The sequence below is a fragment of the Pseudomonas anguilliseptica genome, from assembly GCF_900105355.1.
Lineage (GTDB): Bacteria > Pseudomonadota > Gammaproteobacteria > Pseudomonadales > Pseudomonadaceae > Aquipseudomonas > Aquipseudomonas anguilliseptica.
The window spans coordinates 4,654,441-4,675,370 of the sequence record NZ_FNSC01000001.1 but is presented as its reverse complement, the minus strand read 5'-3'; the positions used below and the strand labels follow the sequence as shown (position 1 = coordinate 4,675,370).

Below are 20,930 nucleotides of genomic sequence, written 5' to 3'. Positions count from 1 at the left end.
TACAAAGAACTAGGGGTTGTATATGTTTGCCCGTGTACCTGCTCTGCTCGGTACAGCTGTTCTGTTGTGTTCGCTCGCCAGTGGGCAGGTGCAGGCCAATGAAGGGCCACTGGTTGAGGTGGTCAAGCCCGAGCGGAGCCTGGTGCGTGATGAACTGGTGACTTTCAGTTCGCTGCGCCCCGACGAGTCGGTGGATGATCCGTCCGGAAATTGCCGGGCGAGTGGCGCAACTGCATTTTCGTGAAGGCCAGCGGGTTGAAGCCGGTGCGCTGCTGGTCAGCCTGGATGATGCAATTGCCCGCGCCGAACTGGCACAGGCGCAGGCCAACCTGAACCTCGCGGAAAAGAACTTTCAACGTGCGCAGATGCTGTTCAAGCGCGGCGCCAGTAACGCTCAGGCGCTGGATGAAGCCAGTGCTCAGCAGCAGGCCTCCCGAACCAGCCTAGCGCTTTCCCAGGCACGCCTGGACAAGACACGTATCCTTGCGCCCTACGATGGCGTGCTGGGTTTACGCGCCGTCAGCCCCGGCGATTACCTCAGCGAAGGTCAGGACATCGTCAATCTGGAAGTGCTTGATCCACTCAAAGTGGATTTCCGCATTCCGCAGAAAGCCGTCAGCCAGATCCGCCTCAAGCAGCTTATTGAAGTCAGTCTGGATGCTTACCCGGGCGAACGCTTTAACGGTGAGATTTTCGCCATCAACCCACGTCTGGATGAAGCCGGACGCAGCCAGGCGATTCGCGCGCATATCAGCAACAGCGATGGGCGCCTGAGCCCAGGGCAGTTCGTGCGGGTTTCGGTGATCCTCGCCGAGCGGCCGAATGCCCTGGTGATTCCAGAAGAAGCCATCATGCCGGTGGGCGACAAGCTGCTGGTCAACCTGGTGGTGGCAGGCAAGGTCGAAGTGCGCGAGCTCAAGCTGGGCAAGCGCCTGGCTGGTAAGGTCGAGGTGCTGGAAGGCCTGCAGGGTGATGAAACCCTGATCAGCGCTGGCTGGCAGAAGGTTCGCGCCGGCGCGCCAGTACGCACCAAGGTGGTGGAGCAAGCGCCATGACCCTGTCGGATATCTGCATCCGCCGGCCGGTATTTGCCACCGTACTGTCGCTGATTGTGGTGTTGCTCGGTTTGATGGCCTATGACCGACTGGCCGTGCGCGAGTATCCGAATATCGATGTGCCGATTGTCACGGTCAATGTCACCTACCCGGGTGCCAGCCCGGAGATCATGGAATCGCAGGTCGCCCAGCCGATCGAGGATGTGCTGTCGGGCATCGACGGGCTGGATTTTGTCAGCTCCATCAGCCGCTCGGAAAACACCCAGATCACCGCGCAGTTCCGCCTGGGCAGTAACTCCGATGAAGCCGCCAACGATGTACGCGATCACCTGGGCCGGGTGCGCGGCCTGCTGCCGGATGAAATCGCCGAGCCCATCGTGCAGAAGGTCGAGGCCGATGCCCAGCCGGTGATCTGGCTGGCCTTCTACAGCGCCATGGAGATCACCGATGTGCTGGAGCGGGTGATCAAGGATCGCCTGCAGACCATCCCTGGCGTTTCTGAAGTGCAGATTCGCGGCGCGCGCACCTTCGCCATGCGCATCTGGCTGGACCCGGAAAAGCTCGCCGCGCACAACCTTACCGTGCAGGACGTGGAAGACGCCCTGCGTCGGCAGAACGTTGAGATTCCCGCCGGGCGCATCGAATCGCAGCAGCGTGAATTCACCGTGCTCTCGGAAACCGACATGAACATCCCGGAGCAGTTCAATCAACTGATCCTCGACGACTCACGCGGTTATCTGCTGCGCCTGGCGGATGTCGGTTACGCCGAAATCGGCGCTGCGGACGAGCGCAGTATCGTCCGTTACAAGGGCCAGTCGGCCGTGTCGATGGGCATGATCAAGCAGGCCACCGCCAATCCGCTGGACATTTCCGATGGCCTGGCTGAGGCCTTGCCGGATGTGCGCGAATTCTGCCAGAAGGCATGCAGATGGCGGTAGCTAACGACAACTCGCTGTTTATCCGCGAGTCGATCGACAACGTGTTTATCACCATCTGGGAAGCAGTGGGGCTGGTCATCCTGATCATCTTTATCTTCCTACGTTCGCTACGCGCTACCCTCATTCCGCTGGTGACCATTCCGGTTTCACTGATCGGCGCATTTGCTCTGATGAGCCTGATGGGTTTCACCATCAATACCCTGACGCTGCTGGCCATGGTGCTGGCCATCGGTCTGGTGGTGGACGATGCCATCGTGATGCTGGAGAACATCCACCGGCATATCGAGGAGGGCATGCAGCCACTGCAGGCGGCGCTCAAGGGCAGTCGCGAAATTGCCTTTGCGGTGATCGCCATGACCCTGACCCTGGCCGCGGTAATTGCCCCCATCGGCTTTATGCAGGGCACCACGGGCAAGCTGTTTACCGAATTCGCCTGGACCCTGGCCGGCGCGGTGCTGGTGTCGGGTTTTGTCGCCCTGACCCTGACGCCGATGATGTGCGCGCTGCTACTCAAGCCGCATCAGGCCGGCGAGCGGCATAACCGGGTGTACAACCTGATCGAGGATTTTCTCAACGGTCTGACCTACAGCTACAAGCACCTGCTAGCCAAGGCGCTGAGTGCCTGGGGGCTGGTGGTAGGCGTGCTGTTGCTCACGGTGGCGGCCTGCGTGCTGCTGTTCTCCGGGCTTAAGTCCGAGCTGGCACCCACCGAGGACACCGGCACCATCATCGGTGTATTCAACGGCCCGGACGGTGCCACCATCAATTACACCGGGCGTTATGCCCGTGAGATCGAAGCCGCTTACGCCAGCATCCCTGAGACCAACCGCTATATGGTCATCGCCGGCTTCCCCACGGTGGCCCAGGGCATTTCCTTTATGAAGCTGGAAGACTGGGCTGACCGTTCGCGCAGCCAGTTCGAGATTCGCAACGAGTTACTGCCCAAGCTGCAGGATATCGCCGGGGTGCGGGCCTTCCCGGTCAACCGGCCGCCGCTTGGGCAAAGCGCGCGTAACCAGCCGGTGAACTTCGTGATTCGCTCGTCGATGGAGTACAGCGAGCTGCAGGGTTATGTCGATGAATTGCTTAATTCGCTACGCGATTATCCGGGGCTGGAAAGCCTGGACAGCGATCTCAAGCTCAACGCGCCGCAGCTCAAGGTAGCGGTCAATCGCGAGCAGGCGGTGGCTGTGGGCACTGACGTGGCAACCATTGGCCGCAGCCTGGAAAGTCTGTTCGGCAGCCGTCAGGTGACGCGCTTCAAGCAGAACGGCGAGCAGTACGACGTGCTGGTGCAGTTGCAGGGCGTGGACCGCAGCAACCCGCAGGATCTCGACCGCGTTTATGTGCGTGGCCGCGATGAGAGCATGGTGCAGCTGTCCAACCTGATTGAGGTGCGCGAGACTGTGGCGCCGCGCGAGCTCAACCACTTCAACCAGCTGCGTGCAGTGACGGTAAGTGCCAACGTCGGCTCCGGCTACACCCTGGGTGAAGCCCTGGCACATTTGGAAAGCACGGCGCGCACGGTGTTCCCGGCGGAGACTCAGTACGACTACACCGGTACTTCGCGGGACTTCAAGGAATCCAGCGCCGGCATTGCGCTGATCTTCGCCCTGGCCCTGGCGTTTATCTTCCTGGTGCTGGCGGCGCAGTTCGAAAGCTTTACCGACCCGTTGATCATCCTGTTCAGCGTGCCGCTGTCGATGGCCGGGGCCTTGCTGGCGCTGACGTTGTTCGGCGACACCCTGAATATCTACTCGCAGATCGGCCTGGTGACGCTGATCGGCCTGATTACCAAGCACGGCATCCTCATCGTCGAGTTTGCCAACGTGCTGTTGCGTCAGGGCCATGAACTGCGTGGTGCGGTGATCGAGGCGTCGGTGCAGCGCCTGCGGCCGATTCTGATGACCACCGGTGCGATGGTGCTGGGTTCCTTGCCACTGGCGATTGCCACGGGCGCGGGTGCGGAAAGCCGTCAGCAGATTGGTATGGTGATCGTCGGTGGCCTGCTGGTCGGCACCTTCTTCACTCTTTTTGTGATCCCGACTCTGTATATGCTGCTGCGCCGTTGGCGGCCGATTAGACAGGATGCGTTAGAGACAGCTGTGGCGTAGAGCATATGAACCTGTGGGAGGGGCCGGGCGGCGTTCCGCTTTAGCCGCGATAGGAGGCATCGCGGCTAAAGCCCCCTCCCACAAGTGTTACTCGACCTTCAGCACCAGCTTGCCGAAGTTCTCGCCGCTGAACAGTTTCAGCAGGGTTTCCGGGAAGGTTTGCAGGCCCTCGACGATATCTTCCTTGGACTTCAGCTTGCCGCTGGCCAGCCAGCCACCCATTTCCTGCGCCGCTTCGGCGAAGCGCGGGGCGTAGGTCATCACCACCATGCCTTCCATGCGTGCGCTGTTGACCAGCAGATTGAGGTAGTTGGCCGGGCCTTTGACCGCCTGTTTGTTGTTGTACTGGCTGATCGCGCCGCAGATGATCACTCGCGCCTTGAAGGCCAGACGGGTGGGCACCGCATCGAGAATGTCACCGCCGACGTTGTCGAAATACACATCCACGCCTTTCGGGCATTCGCGCTTGAGACCGGCGATCACGTCTTCGTTCTTGTAGTCGATGGCACCGTCGAGGCCCAGCTCACCAACCAGGAACTTGCACTTGTCCGCACCGCCGGCGATGCCGACCACCCGGCAGCCCTTGAGCTTGGCGATCTGCCCGGCGACGCTGCCGACCGCGCCGGCTGCGCCGGAAATCACCACGGTTTCACCGGCTTTCGGCGCGCCGACATCGAGCAGGGCGAAGTAGGCGGTCATCCCGGTAATGCCCAGTGCCGAGAGGTACAGCGGCAGCGGCGCGCGCTTGGGGTCGACCTTGTAGAAGCCCTTGGGCTCACCGAGGAAATAGTCCTGCACGCCGAGGGCGCCGTTTACATGATCACCGACGGCAAAGTCCGGGTGCTGCGAGGCGATCACTTCACCGACGCCAAGGGCGCGCATCACTTCGCCAATGCCGACTGGCGGGATATAGGATTTGGCATCGTTCATCCAGCCACGCATGGCAGGGTCCAGCGACAGGTAGGCGTTCTTCACCAGAATCTGCCCAGGACCGGGTTCGCCGACGCTGGTTTCTACATAGCTGAAGGTTTCTCGGCTGGGCAGGCCGACCGGGCGTTGGGCAAGCAGGAACTGGCGATTGAGTGGGGCAGTCATGGCAGGTACTCACTGAACGGAAAGCCTGTTGATAGCCCTTAGGGATGGTCTGAAGTAGCCCTGTATTTCCGGTCAACTTCAGCCTCCGCTGATTTTGAAAGCGGAAAACTGATCAAAAACGATCAAGTCATCCGCTCATTTCGGTGTTTCTGGCCGCCGCGAGCACCTCGCAGCGGTCATTTCCCACATTACAGGCGCACCTCTCCTGCATTCGTCAGCAAATGTCGACGGGCCATCCACAGGTTCGACAGGGCGAACAGCGTTACCAGTTGTGCGGTGTTTTTGGCCAGGCCACGGAAACGCGTCTTCACATAACCGAACTGACGCTTGATCACCCGGAACGGGTGCTCGACCTTGGCGCGAACTTGCGCCTTGGCCTTCTCGATCTTGCGCTTGGCTTTGTACAGCGCGCTGCGCTTACTCAACGTGTTGTACGTACTGCGGCGGGCTGCGATCTGCCAGATCACTTCACGGCCTTCATGTTCTGGCCGCTTCTCTACGCCGGTGTAACCCGCGTCGGCACCCACCATGTTTTCTTTGCCGTGTAGCAGCTTGTCGACCTGAGTAACGTCTGCAACATTGGCTGCCGTGCCGACCACGCTATGCACTAAACCCGACTCGTCATCGACGCCGATGTGCGCCTTCATGCCGAAGTAATACTGGTTTCCCTTCTTGGTCTGGTGCATTTCCGGGTCACGCTTACCGTCCTTGTTCTTGGTCGAACTCGGCGCATTGATCAGCGTGGCATCGACGATGGTGCCTTGGCGCAATGACAAACCGCGGTCACCCAAATAGCCATTGATGACGGCCAAGATGCCCGCAGCCAGTTCGTGTTTCTCCAGCAATCGGCGGAAGTTGAGGATGGTGGTTTCGTCGGGAATGCGCTCCAGGCTCAGACCCGCAAACTGGCGCAGGATGGTGGTCTCGTACAGAGACTCCTCCATCGCCGGGTCGCTGTAGCCGAACCAGTTCTGCATCAAATGAACCCGTAACATCGCCATCAGCGGATAGGCTGGACGTCCGCCTTCACCCTTGGGGTAATGCGGTTCGATCAAGGCAATCAAACCCTTCCACGGCACAACCTGATCCATCTCGATCAGGAACAGCTCTTTGCGGGTTTGCTTGCGCTTGCCGGCGTACTCGGCGTCGGCGAAGGTCATCTGCTTCATCGGAAAACTCGGCGGGTGGAGTTCAGGTATTTTGCCAAATTCAGGAAGTCTTCTTCAGGGTTTCCTTAGCTGCGTGATGGGCAAGATTTGCCAGCGGGACGAATGCTTGTAAATCGATTCGAGTGATAGCTGTGCTGGGGTGTTAATCACTCATTTCAATGAGGTCATCACCAGCAGTTTGATAGTGCTGCCTTGGAGCCATGGAGCTGATTAGACTCAATGCAGTTTTTAATCCTTGCGAGGACACGCAGATGAGCTTGAGCTTTTCCGGCCGGGTTGCCCTGGTCACCGGCGGTGCAGCGGGTATTGGTCGTGCCACTGCACTGGCATTCGCCAACGAAGGCCTGCAGGTGGTGGTGTCTGACGTCGATGTGGCGGGCGGCGAGGCGACTGTGGCGCTGATCCGTGAGGCCGGCGGCGATGCACTGTTCGTGCGCTGCGACGTGACCCGCGATGCCGAGGTCAAGGTGCTGATGGAGCGTACGTTGGGCGCCTACGGCCGTCTGGATTATGCCTTCAACAACGCCGGTATCGAGATCGAGAAGGGCAAGCTGGCTGAGGGCAGCGAAAGCGAGTTCGACGCCATCATGGGCGTCAATGTCAAAGGCGTGTGGCTGTGCATGAAGCACCAGATCCCGCTGTTGCTGGCTCAAGGTGGCGGCGCCATCGTCAACACCGCGTCGGTGGCGGGCCTGGGCGCTGCGCCGAAGATGAGTATCTATGCCGCGTCCAAGCATGCCGTGATCGGCCTGACCAAGTCGGCTGCAGTCGAGTATGCGAAGAAGAAGGTGCGGGTCAACGCGGTGTGCCCGGCGGTGATCGACACCGATATGTGGCGCCGCGCCGCCGAGTCTGATCCGAAGAAGGCCGAGTTTGTCGCCGGCATGCATCCGGTCGGGCGTATCGGCAAGGTCGAGGAAATCGCCGCCGCTGTACTGTACCTGTGCTGTGACAACGCGGCCTTCACCACCGGCCAGGCGCTGGCGGTAGATGGCGGCGCCACCGCCATCTGATTTCCTTCAGTAATAAAAAGGCGCCCATATGGGCGCTTTTTTTATAGCTCGCCATTTCTTTCACACGATTGGCCACTAAAGTCACTGCAGTGTTCTACGCCGCTGTTCAAGATCGCCCTGCGCTTTGATCAAGGAGTAAAAAGCCGTGACTGCTGATCCGTTATTGACTCTGTTCCTGCCCATTGCTCTGGGCATCATCATGCTTGGCCTGGGTTTGTCGCTGACCCTGGCGGATTTTGCCCGGGTGGTGAAATTCCCTAAACCAGTGCTGATCGGCCTGGCTTGCCAGTTGTTGCTGCTGCCACTGGTGTGTTTCTTCCTGGCCAAGGCCTTTGGTCTGGCTCCGGCGCTTGCGGTTGGTCTGATGCTCCTGGCCGCCTCGCCTGGCGGCACCACGGCCAATCTCTACAGCCACTTGGCGCATGGTGATGTGGCGCTGAATATCACCCTGACGGCGGTCAATTCGGTGATTGCGGTGCTGACCATGCCGCTGATCGTCAACCTGTCTCTGGCCTACTTTATGGAAGGCGATCAGGTCTTGCCGTTGCAGTTCACCAAGGTGGTGCAGGTGTTTGTCATCGTGCTTGGCCCGGTGGCCATCGGCATCTGGATACGCAGCCGCTTCCCTGGCTTTGCCGCACGTATGGAAAAGCCGGTAAAGATCATCTCCGCGTTGTTTCTGTTGGTCATCATCCTGGCGGTGGTCAAGGATTGGCAGACCTTCGTCGATTACGCACCGCTGGTGGGTGGGGCGGCGCTCGCCTTCAACTTGATCAGTCTGGCGGTAGGCTACTGGGTGCCGCGCCTGTGCAAGCTGAGCCAGCGCCAGTCGATTGCCATCGGCATGGAAATTGGCATCCACAACGGCACCCTGGCGATTGCCCTGGCACTCAGCCCGATGCTGCTGAACAACGCGACCATGTCCATTCCGGCGGCGATCTACAGCATCATCATGTTCTTTACCGCCGCGGCCTTTGGCTGGTGGGTGAACTTCGCCCATGGCAAAGAGCTAAAGGCGACCGAATAGGCATATCCGAGCATAAAAAATGACCGGGAGTCATTTTTAACATCGCGTAGCGATGGCCCGTAGGGTGGCCGCCATGGATGGCAGGCCATAAAAAAGCCCGTCACTTGGACGGGCTTTTTTATGTCTTCTGGTTGGATCAGTGCAGCGGCAGTTCAACGCCTTCGAACAGTTCTTCCAGCTCGACCTTGCTGTGGCATTGCACGGCCTTGGCCATCATGTCGCGGGTCAGGTGCGGGGCGAACTTCTCGATAAAGTCGCACATAAAGCCGCGCAGGAAGATGCCGCGCCGGAAGCCGATTTTGGTCACGCTGGCTTCGAACAGCTCGCCGGCATCCAGCACCACCAGATCCGGATCGAGTTTGGGGTCGACCGCCATCTTGGCCACGATGCCCACGCCCAGACCCAGGCGTACGTAAGTCTTGATCACGTCGGCGTCGGCGGCGGTAAACACCACTTTCGGCGTCAGGTCGCGGTGGCTGAAGGCCTCGTCGAGTTTTGAGCGGCCGGTAAAGCCGAATACGTAGGTAACGATGGCGTATTCGGCCAGGGCTTCCAGGGTCAGCTTCGGCAGTTTGGTCAGCGGGTGGCCCTGAGGCACAACTACGCAGCGGTTCCAGCGGTAGCAGGGCATCATGATCAGATCGTTGAACAGCTCCAGACCTTCGGTGGCGATGGCGAAGTCGACGGTGCCATCGGCGGCCATTTCGGCGATCTGCATCGGCGTGCCCTGGTGCATGTGCAGGGCTACGTCCGGGTATTGCTTGATGAACGCACTGATCACCGGCGGCAGGGCATAACGCGCCTGGGTGTGGGTGGTGGCAATCGACAGGGTGCCTTTCTTCTCGTTGGAAAATTCCTGGGCGATCTGCTTGATGCTTTCGACCTTGCGCAGGATTTCCCCGGCGGTGTTGATGATGCGCTCGCCGGCCGGGGTGATGCGGGTCAGGTGCTTACCGCTGCGGGCGAATACTTCAACCCCCAGTTCGTCTTCGAGTAGGCGGATCTGTTTGCTGATGCCGGGCTGCGAGGTGTAGAGGCTTTGTGCCGTGGCAGAAACGTTGAGGTCGTGATGCGCGACTTCCCAGATGTAGCGCAGTTGCTGAAGCTTCATAGAAATCCCTCAAAGCAAAAAGACAGCCGTTCAGGTTACCGGCGTTTTATATAACCATAATGATGATTGAAGCATTAAATCTAGACCAAAAATTAGAAAGTGCAGCGCTTGTTTAAAGGTCACCGCGGCTGCGGTGTTGAAGCATTGGCACCAGGTACACCGGTACTTCGGACAACTGCACCAGGCGCGAGGCGGTACGCCCCAGTGGAATATCCATATCGGTGCCGTGGCTGTGGCTACCTAGGACCAGCAAATCCACGCCGAGTTGCTGCGCCTCATCGAGTATCACCAGCGGTGGATCGCCCTGTACCACGCGTACCGCCTTGATCAACTCCAGATCATGCAGCGCTTCGCCGATCTCATCGCGAAAGCCCTCCAGCCCCCGCTGCTCGATGCTCGCCATCACCGTGCTCAGGCCGTTGGCACGCAGGTCCTTGAGGCGTTCTTCATCCAGATAGGTTTGCAGCACCGACTCGGCAAACAGGCCCATGGGTTCCACCGCGTGCACCACATACAGGCTGGCATTGAAGGAACGGGTGAGCGCCAGAGCGTGTTGCAGAATGTAGGGGGCGTACAGGCCTAGATCAGTGGCATAGAGAATCGAGCGAATCATGCGGCCTCCTTGACTGCCTGACTGGCGGGCCTGATCTGAGCTTAGCAGCGCCATCGATAAGTCAAAGAAAGCCGAAGTTTTGAGGACGAATGGTTATAACGCAGGGAGATAGGGGGCTAAGCGGCGAGGGCGGTTGAGCGCCCTCGCGCGGGGGATTAGAGCTGCGGTTCGTTGCTGATGCCGTGTGGCACATGGCCGGTGGGTACGACCTTGTTGGCTTTTTCGCAGTGGCCGGTTTGGTCGTCGAAAAATACGTCGGCGCCGAAGGTTTCCAGAATTGCGGATTTTTCCAGACCACCGAGGAAGAACGACTCATCCAGGCGGATATTCCACTCGCGCAGTGTGCGAATCACTCGCTCATGGGCCGGCGCCGAGCGTGCGGTCACCAGTGCGGTACGAATAGGGCACTGCTCTTCGGGAAACTCCTGTTGCAAGCGGTGCAGGGCGGCGAGGAAGGGTTTGAATGGGCCGCCGCCGAGCAGCTCGCGGGCCGACTGCCGCTCATGGCTCTGAAAGGCTTCCAGGCCGGCCTGCTGATAGACCCGCTCGGATTCATCGGAAAACAGCACGGCATCGCCGTCGAAAGCAATACGCAGCTCGTTACTTGCCGCTCGCCGTGCGCCGCCGGAGAGGATGGTCGCCGCACCGAAGCCGGCCCGCAGCGCGCTGCGCACATCTTCGGCGTGAGTGGAGAGAAACAGGTGACAGCCAAATGCAGCCAAATACGGATCGGGGCTGCGCCCGCCGACAAAGGCCGCGCGGGAGATGCCCAGGCCGTAGTGCTGGATTGAGTTGAACGCGCGCAGGCCTGTGTCGGCGCTGTTGCGTGAGACCAAAATCACTTCAACGCGCTGCTGCTTGAGGGTGGTGTTGATCTGCAGCAGCTTCTCGACCAGGGGAAAGGCATCGCCAGGGGGGAGGATTTCGTCCTCATGCTCGATCTGGTATTGGCGATAGGCCTCGACGCCCTGGCTTTCATAAATCTGGTGGCTGTCGCGCAGGTCGAACAGCGCCCGCGAGGAAATCGCCAGCACCAGTTTGTCGCCTAATCCCTTGCTCATGACGGTTTCCTATTACGCGCGTTGTTCGAAAAAACGCAGGGTCTGATAAAGCATTTCGGTACGCGGCATGGCGCAGCCGGCCTGGGCCGCAGCGGCTAATGGCGCGGCGTAGATGGCGTGCAGTTCGAGCGGGCGCTGCAGGGCATGGTCGTGGTACATGCTGGGTAGATAATTCGGCATGCGGTCGGTGGCCGCTAGCAGCTTGCCGGCAAAGCCTGCGGGTAACTGATAGCCACAGGCGCCGGCAGCATCCACCACTTCCTGCATGATCGCCTCAATCAGCGCGCGGCTGTCAGCGTTACCCATCAGCGCCGTGGTGGCGCTGTTCAGCAGCACGGCCAGGCCATTGTAGGGCACGTTCCATACCAGCTTCTGCCAGCGCGCCTGGTTCAGCTCAGCCATGGCGATGGAGTCCAGTCCCGCTGCCTGAAACAGCGCGCAACCTTGTTCGAGGATCTGCTGACGGCTCTCGGCATCGCTCGCCGGTCCTGAGTGATAGCCCAGGTTGACGTTACCCAGGGCCTGGTGCTCGATCACTCCCGGCGCGCTGCGATGGGCGCAGATATAACAGAGGCCGCCGAGCAGGTGCAGTGAGTCCGGCAGCAGCGGTCGCAGTTCGTCTTCCACGGCCAGGCCGTTCTGCATCAGCACCACCTTGGCGCCTGGCGCTGCGGCTTGGCTGATCAGCGGAGCCAGTTCGATATTGCTGGTGGTCTTGGCGCCAATCAGCAACCAGTCGCACGGTGGCATATCGGCAACCGACTGGTAAGCCTGCACCGGTTGCAGGTGCAGCTTGCCGTGCAGGGTGCTATTGACCTGCAGGCCCTGGCTGGTGACTGCGGTGAATTCGCTGCGCAGCAGAAAGTGCACATCAAAGCCGGCGCGGGCCAGCATCAGGCCATAAAAGCCGCCAATCGCGCCGGAGCCGATAATGCCGATACGGGGTGCTGCATTCATCAGGGTAATTCCTCTGCGGGGCGCGACAGGGCAGTTTCCAGCGCCTGAATAAGTGCGGCGGGATGCAGGCTGCTCTGCAATGCGCCATAAAATTGGCCATCCTGAACCACGAATAACGCGGGTAGATGAAATACCTCATAACGCGTCACTAAACCGCCGCTGTTGGCCGCGTCGACCCAGGCCAGGCGCTGTATCGGCAGCGGCGAATTAGGCAGCTCACGTCGCGCCCAACGGCAACTGGCACAACCTATGCTGGTAAATATCAGCAGTGAAGTGCCAGGCAAGTCGAGTAGATGGCGATCTGCATCTAAATCGGTCAGTTCCAGTTCAGTCACTATACTGGCCAATGTGGTATCAAATTGATGGCATCCGAGGTGGTCATAGATGCGTCACTTTCTGCGTCATCCCAGTGATATGCCGGTTGAATTAGTGTTGCGCAAACAGGCATTTGTACCCAAAGAGCGGCTCAACAATATCAGCCTCGGCGGTGTGGCTTGCAACTCCAACCGCGCTTTTCGCCGAGGCACAGCCATCGAGTTACGCATCCCGCTGTTCGGCGAGCATGCGTGTTATCCGGGCCTGGTGGCCTGGTGTCGCAAGCAGGAAGACAAATACCTGGTGGGTATCGCCTTTGTTGATGAGGACACGCTGTTTCGCGCACGCATGGTCGAGCAGGTCTGTCAGATCGAACATTATCGCCATCAGCGCGAGCAGGAGCTGGGCTGCAGTTTGCCGATCGAAACGGTGGCGCAGGAGTGGATCAGCCAGCATGCTGCCGAGTTTTCCCGCGCCAGCCTGAATTAGTTGAATCGTCCAAGTGGCGTGGCTAAGCCGCCTAGCCCATTGTCGAGCCAGGCCTATACGCGCTAAGGTTCGGCTTCCCCGCTGTGCTCATATTGCTGTGCTCCGCCACACGGGGATCGCTGGCGGCCGGCCCCCGTGACCTGATGACTCTGACTGATGAATAGCACGATGGCTGATTTACCGATTGATGACCTGAACGTTGCCTCCAACGAAACCCTGATCACCCCCGCACGGCTCAAGCGTGAAATTCCGCTGACCGAAGCTGCCCTGCGCACGGTTGCCAGTGGTCGTGAGGTAATCCGCAATATTCTCGATGGCAAGGATCACCGCCTGTTCGTGGTGGTTGGCCCGTGCTCGATCCACGATATCAAGGCCGCCCACGAGTATGCCGAGCGCCTCAAAGCGCTGGCTGCCGAACTGTCGGACAGCCTGTATCTGGTCATGCGGGTGTATTTCGAGAAGCCGCGTACAACCGTTGGCTGGAAAGGCCTGATCAACGACCCGTTTATGGATGACTCGTTCAAGATCCAGGACGGTCTGCACATCGGTCGTCAGTTGCTGCGTGACCTGGCTGAAATGGGCCTGCCGACTGCCACTGAAGCCCTCGATCCGATTTCACCGCAGTACCTGCAGGACCTGATCAGCTGGTCGGCCATTGGTGCGCGTACCACCGAATCACAGACTCACCGCGAGATGGCCTCGGGCCTGTCTTCGGCTGTGGGCTTCAAGAACGGTACCGACGGTGGTCTGACCGTGGCGATCAACGCCCTGCAGTCGGTCTCCAGTCCGCACCGTTTCCTCGGCATCAACCAGGAAGGTGGCGTGTCCATCGTCACCACCAAAGGCAATGCCTACGGTCACGTGGTGCTGCGCGGTGGCAACGGCAAGCCGAACTACGACTCGGTGAGTGTTGCCGTTTGTGAGCAGGAACTGACCAAAGCCGGAATCCGCCCGAACATCATGGTCGATTGCAGCCACGCCAACTCCAACAAGGACCCGGCCCTGCAACCGCTGGTGATGGACAACGTTGCCAACCAGATTCTCGAGGGTAACCAGTCGATTGTCGGCCTGATGGTGGAAAGCCACCTGGGCTGGGGCAACCAGTCGATTCCCAAGGACCTTAGCCAGCTCAAATACGGCGTGTCGATCACCGATGCCTGCATCGATTGGGAAAGCACCGAGAAAACCCTGCGCGGCATGCACGTCAAGCTCAAGGACGTGCTGCCGAAGCGTCAGCGCGGCTGATTCCGCCGGCCGTAACAAAAACGGGCTTATGCGTTGTGCATACGCCCGTTTTTTGTGGGCTGCCATCCATGATCATTATTAATTAATTGGGTAGGTTGGGTTGAGGAGCAACGCGACGAAGCCCAACGAGTCACACATCGCCTGTTGGGCTTCGCTGCGCTCAGCGCCAACCTACGCGTCCCGCTTCCCCCAATTAAGAATCGCCAGGGTTAGCAGCCCCGCAACAATCCCCCAGAACGCCGAACCGACCGAGAATAGGGTCATGCCCGAAGCCGTCACCAGAAAAGTGATCAGCGCCGCTTCGCGTTCTTTCGGCTCACTCATGGCCTGGGTTAGGCCGCCGATGATCGAGGCGAACAGGGCAAGCGCAGCGATGGACAGGATCAAAGCCTTGGGTAGCGCGGTAAATAGCGCCGCGAGGGTTGCGCCGAAGATGCCGGCGATGCCGTAGAACACGCCGCACCAGATGGCGGCGGTGTAGCGTTTTTTCGGGTCTTCGTGGGCTTCTGGGCCGGCGCAGATCGCTGCGCTGATGGCCGCCATATGGATGCCGTGGCTGCCGAAAGGGGCCAGCAGCATGGACGTCAGTCCGGTGCTGGTGAGCAGCGGGCTGGCAGGCACGTCATAACCGTTGGCGCGCAGCACGGCCATGCCCGGCAGGTTCTGTGAGGCCATGGCGACGATAAACAGCGGGATGCCGATGCTGATGGCTGCCGCCAGGGAGAAACTTGGCGTGGTCCATTCCGGTACCGCCAGTTGCAGCTCGAAATGCTCGAAGTTGAGCAGGCCGAAGAGCGCAGCCAGCACGCTGCCGACAATCAGTGCCGCCAATACGGCATAGCGCGGCAGCAGGCGTTTACCAAACAGGTAAGCCAGCAGCATGGCCACCACCAGCACCGGTTGCTGCTCGGCAGCTACGCAGATTTCCAGGCCAATCTTGAACAGCACACCGGCCAGTAGCGCGGCGGCGATGGAGGCGGGGATGCGGCGCATGATGCGGTCGAAGGTGCCGGTCAAACCGATCAGCACAATCAGCCCCGAGGCGAAGATATAGGCACCAATTGCCTCGCTGTAGGGCACGTCAGGCAGGCTGGTGATCAGCAGGGCTGCGCCGGGGGTGGACCAGGCGATCATGATCGGCGCACGGTAGCGCAGCGACAGACCGATACAGCAGAGCGCCATGCCAATCGACAGCGCCCAGATCCACGAGGAAATCTGTCCGTTAGTCAGCCCGGCGGCCTGGCCAGCCTGGAACATCAGCACCAGCGAGCTGGTGTAGCCGGTGAGCATGGCGATAAAGCCGGCGACTACCGCCGAGGTCGAGGTGTCAGCCAGCGGCCGTAGGCGGGTTTGCGGCAGATCGTGCATCAGAGCAGTTCGGTGTCGGCGAAGATGGGGTAGAGCGAGGCGACCAGCAGCAGGGCCATACCGATATTAAACACGCGCAAGCGACGTGCATCCTGCAGCCAGTTGCGCAACAGGCTACCGACGACAGTCCAGACACTCATCGTCGGGCAATTGACCAAGGCAAACAGCGCTGAAATCAGCAGCACATTGGTCACGAAATTTTCCTGCGGTGTGTAGGTGGTGATCGCACCGATCGCCATGATCCAAGCCTTCGGATTGACCCACTGGAAGGCAGCAGCTTGCAGAAAACTAAAAGGTTTACCGCTGGCTGAGGCCTGGCCGTTTGGTGCGCCGGCTTTGGCGATCTTCCAGGCCAAGTAGAGCAGATACGCCGCGCCCACATAACGCAGCACGGTATAAAGCAGTGGCACCTGTTCGAACAGCTGACCGAGCCCCAGACCGACCGATAGAACCAGTAGCATCAGTCCCAGGCTGATACCCAGCATGTGCGGCAGGGTTCGGCGCAGGCCGAAATTTGCCCCGGAGGCGAGCAGCATGGTGTTGTTCGGCCCCGGCGTTACCGAGGTGACAAAGGCAAAGGCAATAAAGGCGAGCAGCAGTTCGGTGGTCATGGCGCAGCACTCAGGGACAGTGCTGCTCAGCCTAGGGGCAGATGCTCAAAGCGTCGCGGTACAGCAATGCTGGCAATGAGCAGTACAGTTTTAGGTGGCTCGATCGTAGCGTCAGTACAGTTTTGTCGGGAGCGCTCTGTCAGCCTTCACTTGCACTGTTGTGCAGGGTTTGGTTGACCTGTAACCAACCGCTGACGGCGGTTTCCCCGGCTTCGCTGAACGCTCGCTGCAGCAGCTTGGCCTGTTCACGGCGCAGGGCCTGTTCCAGCTTTGCGCCTTCGGCAGTAAAGCCGAGCAGGCGTTTACGCTTGTCGTCTTCGGCGGCAAGGCTCTGCACCAGGTTCATTTCCAGTAGTTGGCGCAGTGGGGTGTTGAGCGCCTGCTTGCTTACACCCAGATATCCGAGTAGCTCTTTCATGCTCAGCCCTGGGTATTTGGCGATAAAAAACAGAATGCGGTGGTGCACCCGTGACAGCCCCCGGCGCGCCAGCATTTCATCAGCCTTGGCGGTAAACGCCTGGTAGCCGAAGAAGAAGGCTTCCATGGCGGTTTGCTGGGTGGTTGTGTTCTTGAGGTCAAGCATTAAGGTCAAGCCTATTGACGTATTCGGGTTGATCGTCGTAGTTTCAGGCAAACAGAATTTCAGTCAAACAGTTTGACCTATTTTTATTTGCCTTTGCTACTGGTGATATCCATGGCCTTCTCCGAACGTGTTGCCCGCCTGAAAAGCTCCCTGATCCGTGAAATCCTTGCTGCGGCGCAGCGTCCGGAAGTGATGTCGTTTGCTGGTGGCCTGCCGGCCGAGCCGATGTTGCCGAAGGTCGAGTGGGCCGAGATGCCGGCGAGCATGGGCCAGTACGGCATGAGCGAAGGCGAGCCGGCGTTGCGTGAGGCGATAGCTGCCGAGGCCCGTACTCTGGGCGTGCCGTGCGATGCCAGCCAGGTGCTGATCGTCAGCGGCTCGCAGCAGACGCTGGACTTGGCCAGCAAGCTGTTTATCGATCCGGGCACCGAGGTGCTGCTGGAGGCGCCGACCTACCTGGCCGCGCTACAGGCCTTCCAGCTGTTCGGCGCTGATTGCATCGCCGTGCCGCAGGAAGCTGACGGCCCGCAGATTGATGCCCTGCGTCAGCGTCTGCAGAACCACAAGCCGGCTTTTGCCTACCTGATCCCGACCTTCCAGAACCCCTCGGCGGTGCGTTACAGCGAAGCCAAGCGCGATGCAGTAGCGGCATTGTTGGACGAGTTCGGTGTGACCCTGATCGAAGACGAACCTTATCGCGAGCTGGTATTCGATGATGGCAGCGCCACGCCGATTGTCAGCCGCCTGCAAAAGGCCAGCTGGATCTACACCGGCACTGTGTCAAAAACCCTGCTTCCGGGCTTGCGAGTTGGCTATCTGATCGCCACTCCGGATCTGTTTCCTTACCTGCTGCGTCTCAAACAGTCAGCGGACCTGCACACCAATCGCATTGGCCAGTGGCAGGCCCTGCAGTGGCTGGGCAGCGAGAAATACCGCGGCCACCTGGCCGAGCTGCGCGACTTCTATCGCATCCGTCGTGATGCCATGCAAGCGGTGCTGGAAGAGCATTTCAGTGACCTGGCCGACTGGCAGGTGCCCCAGGGTGGTTTGTTCTTCTGGTTGACCCTCAAGCAGCCGCTGGATACGCGCACGTTGCTGGCGCCAGCGCTGGCGCAGAACGTCGCCTTTATGCCGGGCGAGCCGTTCTTTATCGACCCGGACGCCAATCCAGGGCATTTGCGGCTTAACTTCAGCCACGTCGCACCGGAGCGCCTGAGCGAAGGTCTCAAGCGTCTGGCCGAGGTGATTCGTCAGGCGCAAGCAAGCTAGTCCACGCGTTTAAGCAGGTTAGGAGGAGGGGATATGTACAAGGTTTATGGCGATTATCGCTCGGGCAACTGCTACAAGGTCAAGCTGATGCTGCACCTGCTGGATCAGCCCTATGAGTGGATCCCGATTGATATCCTCAAGGGCGAGACCCAGAGCGACGCCTTTCTGACCAAGAACCCCAACGGCAAGATCCCGGTATTGGAGCTGGAAGACGGCACCTGCCTGTGGGAGTCCAATGCCATCCTCAACTTCCTCGCCGACAGCAGCGCGTTTCTGCCCAGTGAGCCGCGCCTGCGCACCCAGGTGCTGCAGTGGCAGTTCTTCGAGCAATACAGCCACGAGCCTTATGTCGCGGTGGCGCGTTTTATCCAGCTTTACCAGGGCCTGCCTGAAGCGCGCTGCAGCGAGTACGAGGAGTGCCATGTGCGCGGGCACAAGGCGCTCAAGGTGATGGAGAAGCAGCTGCAGCGCACGCCGTATCTGGTCGGGGAGAACTTCTCGATTGCCGATATTGCGCTGTATGCATACACCCACGTGGCGGACGAAGGCGGCTTCGATTTGGCTCCATATCCGGCTATCCGCACCTGGCTGGCACGGGTTGCCAGCCACCCTCGCTATATCGGCATGCTTGACTGACAGCCCGTCGGGTGGACTGAGCGGTGAGAGGCGTTGCGCTTTCTCACCGCTCAGCCGCCAGCTCGCCGTAAAAAGCACTTATCATTCAACGATCTATCTTCTGCCTGGGTCGCGAATGCCATCTGCTGTTCAACGTTACAAGCGGCTCTTATCCGCCGCTCTGGCGCGTTATTTCCCCCATACCACAGCCTACCTGCGCGCCGAGCGTAATGCGGCTGCGCAGCTAAACAAGCCAGCACCTCGGGCGAAAAAAGCGCCTGCCAAGGGCCCGTCGGCTAACACGAAGCGGCCCGCTAAACCGCGCACTCAAGGTATTTACGGTCCGGCCATGCTGACGGTCGAGGCCGCACAAGCCCAGGCCATGCGTGAGCAGGTGGCGCGGGCTGTGACGGCTGGGTTGCTCAGTGCGCCATCGGATGAGCAGTGGGCGATGATTCTCAGCCATCATCCGCTGACGCGCATCTTCGCCGGGGCCGGCTCGGGCAAATCCACCACGTTGGTACTGCGGGTGGCGTTTATGCTCTGCCACCTGGGCATCAAGCCCGAACAGCTGACGGTGATTTCCTTTACCAATGCGTCCTGCGCCGAGCTGCGCGAGCAGCTGCTCAAGGTATTGGGCTTCTTCAACTACCCCTTCGATGCCGCGCAGGCGCGCCAGTGCGTGCGCACCTTCCATGCGGCCATGGGCGGCGTGGCCAAGAGCGTGCTGAACAATCCGCGCAGGTTCGAACAGCTGGATGACCCGCAGGCGGCGAGTCGCGAACTGGATAACCCGCTGAGCGCCGGGCGACTGCGACCTGCCCAGCAGCGTCTGCTCAAGTAGGCCTACCAGCAGTGCTATGCCGAGCAGCTGGTGTTTCGGCAAAAGGTGCATAGCCTGCTGCAGCTGCCGCCACCGTCCGACACTGCTAAGCGCCTGCCCAAGGCCCCGCTTGATCTGTTCAAACTTGTAGGCGAGTTCAGCGGCGTGCCGCTGTATGAAGCCTTCTACGCCCAGGCCGGATTTGCCGAGAGCATCGGCATTGAGCTGTCGACGATGCAACCGCAACGCCTCGACACTGCGGCGCCCGTGCGTGAGTTCCTTGAAGCGTTGCTGCTGTTCTGGCCCTATTTCCAGCGTGCCTTGCAAGAGCAGGGGCTGCTGACGTTTAACGCCGCCTTTACTCGGCTGACGGCGCAGCTAAATGCCGGTGAGCAGAGTGTTTCGCCACAATTGCTGGCGCCATTTAGCCATCTGCTCATCGACGAATTTCAGGACATCTCGCCGCAGATCGTGCAGTGGCTACAGGCCGTGCAGCGCACGCTGGCCGGTCAGGGGGCTGCGGTCAGTCTGATGGCGATCGGCGATGACTGGCAGTCGATCTACGGCTGGCGCGGTAGCTCGCCGGAACTGTTTATCGACTTCGACCGACACTTTCCGGGCAAGGGACGGGCAAAGCACAGCGCAGTGCTGACCCTGGCCAATAACTACCGCTCGATTGAACCGATTATCCGTGACGCCGAAACGCTGCTGGGCGACGTGCAGCACAAGCAGGCCAAAGCCAGCCAGGCCATCAAGATCACGCAGCCGGGCGAGCATGGCGTGCGCCTGATTCAGCGTTTCGACAGTAAGGCGCGTTTGCCGGAGCTGCTCAAGCAGATCCGCGAGCAGTACGCGTACGCCGCCGAGCGCAACAGCCGTGAACGCAATGCCGTGCTGCTGCTCAGTCGGCGTAATGAGCCGTTGCAAGCCATCTCCGCGCAGCTGGACAAGAAACTGCCGGTCAAGGCTTACACCATTCACCGCGCCAAAGGCCTGCAGGCCGAAGTGGCGATCATCCTCGACGACTGTCACCCGCCAGAAGCACATCCGCTGCGTAATGCGCTGTACGCCTACTCGGGCTTTTTCAGCAACAGCTACGACCAGGCCATGCAGGATGAAAGCCTGCGCCTGGCCTATGTGGCCGTCACCCGTGGTGTCAGCCGGGTGTTCTGGTACTGCCAGAAAACCCAGGGGGCAACGCGCATCCTGGCAGGGCGGGGTAAGTAGAAGTTCCCGACCTGTGTCAGCGCTGCGATGTCGTTGGCAGATTGGCAATATCACCTTTGCTCATTCGCTCAGACGGGATCGCTGCACTTGTCGACCAAAGCCGCGCGCGAGCTGCAGGTTCGCTGCGGATGGCTGCAAATCCAATCATTTCGTCTCAGTACCCCTCGTGCTAGAGCCTTAGAAATAAATTGACGCAACTTCTGCGAGTGGTTAGTTTTGCCTCCTTTCTATA

The 20,930-nt window shown here is 60.0% G+C and carries 18 protein-coding genes and 2 pseudogenes; 10 read left to right on the top strand and 10 right to left on the bottom strand.

The window, feature by feature from the left end:
* The first annotated feature begins 22 nt into the window (after nucleotides 1-22).
* The 3 genes and pseudogenes from BLW24_RS26715 (at nucleotide 23) to BLW24_RS22775 (ending at nucleotide 4,107) form a co-directional block, all read left to right on the top strand.
* Entirely contained in the window at nucleotides 23-244 is a 222-nt protein-coding gene (locus BLW24_RS26715; RefSeq protein WP_244161244.1) for a hypothetical protein, read from the top strand.
* Nucleotides 195-1,055 carry an efflux RND transporter periplasmic adaptor subunit gene (locus BLW24_RS22780; RefSeq protein ID WP_244161243.1) on the top strand — a complete coding sequence of 287 codons (861 nt, stop codon included), beginning with the start codon at nucleotides 195-197 and terminating at the stop codon, nucleotides 1,053-1,055. The genes BLW24_RS26715 and BLW24_RS22780 overlap by 50 nt, the downstream gene beginning before the upstream one ends.
* Nucleotides 1,052-4,107, top strand: a pseudogene (locus BLW24_RS22775) (efflux RND transporter permease subunit). Before BLW24_RS22780 ends, BLW24_RS22775 begins: the two are co-directional and overlap by 4 nt.
* Nucleotides 4,108-4,194: 87 nt before the next feature.
* Here the strand turns inward: BLW24_RS22775 and BLW24_RS22770 are convergent.
* Both BLW24_RS22770 and BLW24_RS22765 read right to left on the bottom strand, forming a co-directional pair.
* Entirely contained in the window at nucleotides 4,195-5,202 is a 1,008-nt protein-coding gene (locus BLW24_RS22770; protein ID WP_090387148.1) for an NADP-dependent oxidoreductase, read from the bottom strand.
* Nucleotides 5,203-5,390: 188 nt separating this feature from the next.
* Entirely contained in the window at nucleotides 5,391-6,371 is a 981-nt protein-coding gene (locus tag BLW24_RS22765) for an IS5 family transposase (RefSeq protein ID WP_090378610.1), read from the bottom strand.
* Nucleotides 6,372-6,622: 251 nt separating this feature from the next.
* Between BLW24_RS22765 and BLW24_RS22760 the strand changes: the two genes are divergently transcribed.
* Together BLW24_RS22760 and BLW24_RS22755 are read left to right on the top strand one after the other, a co-directional pair.
* Nucleotides 6,623-7,384, top strand: a complete 762-nt coding sequence (locus tag BLW24_RS22760) for an SDR family oxidoreductase (protein WP_090387146.1) — start codon at nucleotides 6,623-6,625, stop codon at nucleotides 7,382-7,384.
* Nucleotides 7,385-7,529: 145 nt separating this feature from the next.
* Nucleotides 7,530-8,411 (top strand): bile acid:sodium symporter family protein, encoded by an 882-nt coding sequence (locus BLW24_RS22755; protein ID WP_090387145.1) that lies wholly within the window; start codon nucleotides 7,530-7,532, stop codon nucleotides 8,409-8,411.
* 136 nt (nucleotides 8,412-8,547) lie between these two features.
* Here BLW24_RS22755 and cysB read toward each other — a convergent pair whose 3' ends face one another.
* The 5 genes from cysB to BLW24_RS22730 form a co-directional block, all read right to left on the bottom strand.
* On the bottom strand, nucleotides 8,548-9,522 hold the full coding sequence (cysB, locus tag BLW24_RS22750) for an HTH-type transcriptional regulator CysB (RefSeq protein WP_090387143.1): 975 nt from the start codon (nucleotides 9,520-9,522) through the stop codon (nucleotides 8,548-8,550).
* A gap of 112 nt (nucleotides 9,523-9,634) precedes the next feature.
* Nucleotides 9,635-10,135 (bottom strand): universal stress protein, encoded by a 501-nt coding sequence (locus tag BLW24_RS22745; protein WP_090387140.1) that lies wholly within the window; start codon nucleotides 10,133-10,135, stop codon nucleotides 9,635-9,637.
* A 155-nt stretch (nucleotides 10,136-10,290) separates the two neighbouring features.
* On the bottom strand, nucleotides 10,291-11,196 hold the full coding sequence (locus BLW24_RS22740; protein ID WP_090387138.1) for a 5'-nucleotidase: 906 nt from the start codon (nucleotides 11,194-11,196) through the stop codon (nucleotides 10,291-10,293).
* 12 nt (nucleotides 11,197-11,208) lie between these two features.
* Complete coding sequence (locus BLW24_RS22735; RefSeq protein WP_090387135.1) at nucleotides 11,209-12,153, bottom strand: putative 2-dehydropantoate 2-reductase; 945 nt, start codon at nucleotides 12,151-12,153, stop codon at nucleotides 11,209-11,211.
* Nucleotides 12,153-12,539, bottom strand: coding sequence for a YbbN family protein (locus BLW24_RS22730; protein WP_090387133.1), 387 nt, complete (start codon nucleotides 12,537-12,539; stop codon nucleotides 12,153-12,155). Before BLW24_RS22730 ends, BLW24_RS22735 begins: the two co-directional genes overlap by 1 nt.
* On the opposite strand from BLW24_RS22730, the gene BLW24_RS22725 reads away from it, so the two are divergent.
* Both BLW24_RS22725 and BLW24_RS22720 read left to right on the top strand, forming a co-directional pair.
* Nucleotides 12,538-12,957 carry a PilZ domain-containing protein gene (locus tag BLW24_RS22725; RefSeq protein ID WP_090387130.1) on the top strand — a complete coding sequence of 140 codons (420 nt, stop codon included), beginning with the start codon at nucleotides 12,538-12,540 and terminating at the stop codon, nucleotides 12,955-12,957. The two genes, BLW24_RS22730 and BLW24_RS22725, sit on opposite strands and share 2 nt — an antisense overlap.
* A 168-nt stretch (nucleotides 12,958-13,125) precedes the next feature.
* Nucleotides 13,126-14,202, top strand: a complete 1,077-nt coding sequence (locus tag BLW24_RS22720) for a 3-deoxy-7-phosphoheptulonate synthase (protein WP_167360431.1) — start codon at nucleotides 13,126-13,128, stop codon at nucleotides 14,200-14,202.
* A gap of 171 nt (nucleotides 14,203-14,373) precedes the next feature.
* On the opposite strand, the gene BLW24_RS22715 is transcribed toward BLW24_RS22720, so the two are convergent.
* From BLW24_RS22715 to BLW24_RS22705, 3 genes are all read right to left on the bottom strand, one after another.
* The gene (locus BLW24_RS22715) at nucleotides 14,374-15,570 is read right to left on the bottom strand and encodes a benzoate/H(+) symporter BenE family transporter (RefSeq protein ID WP_090387126.1); all 1,197 of its coding nucleotides are present in this window, start codon (nucleotides 15,568-15,570) and stop codon (nucleotides 14,374-14,376) included.
* Complete coding sequence (locus tag BLW24_RS22710; protein WP_090387124.1) at nucleotides 15,570-16,181, bottom strand: LysE family translocator; 612 nt, start codon at nucleotides 16,179-16,181, stop codon at nucleotides 15,570-15,572. The genes BLW24_RS22715 and BLW24_RS22710 overlap by 1 nt, the downstream gene beginning before the upstream one ends.
* Nucleotides 16,182-16,320: 139 nt before the next feature.
* A complete protein-coding gene (locus tag BLW24_RS22705) occupies nucleotides 16,321-16,764 on the bottom strand; it encodes a MarR family winged helix-turn-helix transcriptional regulator (protein ID WP_090387122.1) in 444 nt (147 codons plus the stop codon).
* A gap of 111 nt (nucleotides 16,765-16,875) precedes the next feature.
* Here BLW24_RS22705 and BLW24_RS22700 point away from each other — a divergent pair, with 111 nt between their 5' ends.
* The 3 genes and pseudogenes from BLW24_RS22700 to BLW24_RS22690 all read left to right on the top strand — a co-directional run bounded on the left by BLW24_RS22700 (nucleotide 16,876) and on the right by BLW24_RS22690 (nucleotide 20,698).
* On the top strand, nucleotides 16,876-18,033 hold the full coding sequence (locus BLW24_RS22700) for an aminotransferase-like domain-containing protein (RefSeq protein ID WP_090387120.1): 1,158 nt from the start codon (nucleotides 16,876-16,878) through the stop codon (nucleotides 18,031-18,033).
* A gap of 33 nt (nucleotides 18,034-18,066) precedes the next feature.
* The gene (locus tag BLW24_RS22695) at nucleotides 18,067-18,669 is read left to right on the top strand and encodes a glutathione S-transferase family protein (RefSeq protein ID WP_090387118.1); all 603 of its coding nucleotides are present in this window, start codon (nucleotides 18,067-18,069) and stop codon (nucleotides 18,667-18,669) included.
* Nucleotides 18,670-18,784: 115 nt separating this feature from the next.
* A pseudogene (locus BLW24_RS22690) lies at nucleotides 18,785-20,698 on the top strand (UvrD-helicase domain-containing protein).
* The last annotated feature ends 232 nt before the right edge of the window (nucleotides 20,699-20,930 follow it).

Excerpts from the sequence above, each read along its gene's own strand:
- BLW24_RS26715 (WP_244161244.1), top strand. The coding sequence starts at position 23 with ATGTTTGCCCGTGTACCTGCTCTGCTCGGTACAGCTGTTCTGTTGTGT.
- BLW24_RS22780 (WP_244161243.1), top strand. The coding sequence starts at position 195 with ATGATCCGTCCGGAAATTGCCGGGCGAGTGGCGCAACTGCATTTTCGT.
- BLW24_RS22770 (WP_090387148.1), bottom strand. The coding sequence starts at position 5,202 with ATGACTGCCCCACTCAATCGCCAGTTCCTGCTTGCCCAACGCCCGGTC.
- BLW24_RS22765 (WP_090378610.1), bottom strand. The coding sequence starts at position 6,371 with ATGAAGCAGATGACCTTCGCCGACGCCGAGTACGCCGGCAAGCGCAAG.
- BLW24_RS22760 (WP_090387146.1), top strand. The coding sequence starts at position 6,623 with ATGAGCTTGAGCTTTTCCGGCCGGGTTGCCCTGGTCACCGGCGGTGCA.
- cysB (WP_090387143.1), bottom strand. The coding sequence starts at position 9,522 with ATGAAGCTTCAGCAACTGCGCTACATCTGGGAAGTCGCGCATCACGAC.
- BLW24_RS22745 (WP_090387140.1), bottom strand. The coding sequence starts at position 10,135 with ATGATTCGCTCGATTCTCTATGCCACTGATCTAGGCCTGTACGCCCCC.
- BLW24_RS22740 (WP_090387138.1), bottom strand. The coding sequence starts at position 11,196 with ATGAGCAAGGGATTAGGCGACAAACTGGTGCTGGCGATTTCCTCGCGG.
- BLW24_RS22735 (WP_090387135.1), bottom strand. The coding sequence starts at position 12,153 with ATGAATGCAGCACCCCGTATCGGCATTATCGGCTCCGGCGCGATTGGC.
- BLW24_RS22725 (WP_090387130.1), top strand. The coding sequence starts at position 12,538 with ATGCGTCACTTTCTGCGTCATCCCAGTGATATGCCGGTTGAATTAGTG.
- BLW24_RS22720 (WP_167360431.1), top strand. The coding sequence starts at position 13,126 with ATGGCTGATTTACCGATTGATGACCTGAACGTTGCCTCCAACGAAACC.
- BLW24_RS22715 (WP_090387126.1), bottom strand. The coding sequence starts at position 15,570 with ATGCACGATCTGCCGCAAACCCGCCTACGGCCGCTGGCTGACACCTCG.
- BLW24_RS22710 (WP_090387124.1), bottom strand. The coding sequence starts at position 16,181 with ATGACCACCGAACTGCTGCTCGCCTTTATTGCCTTTGCCTTTGTCACC.
- BLW24_RS22705 (WP_090387122.1), bottom strand. The coding sequence starts at position 16,764 with ATGCTTGACCTCAAGAACACAACCACCCAGCAAACCGCCATGGAAGCC.
- BLW24_RS22700 (WP_090387120.1), top strand. The coding sequence starts at position 16,876 with ATGGCCTTCTCCGAACGTGTTGCCCGCCTGAAAAGCTCCCTGATCCGT.
- BLW24_RS22695 (WP_090387118.1), top strand. The coding sequence starts at position 18,067 with ATGTACAAGGTTTATGGCGATTATCGCTCGGGCAACTGCTACAAGGTC.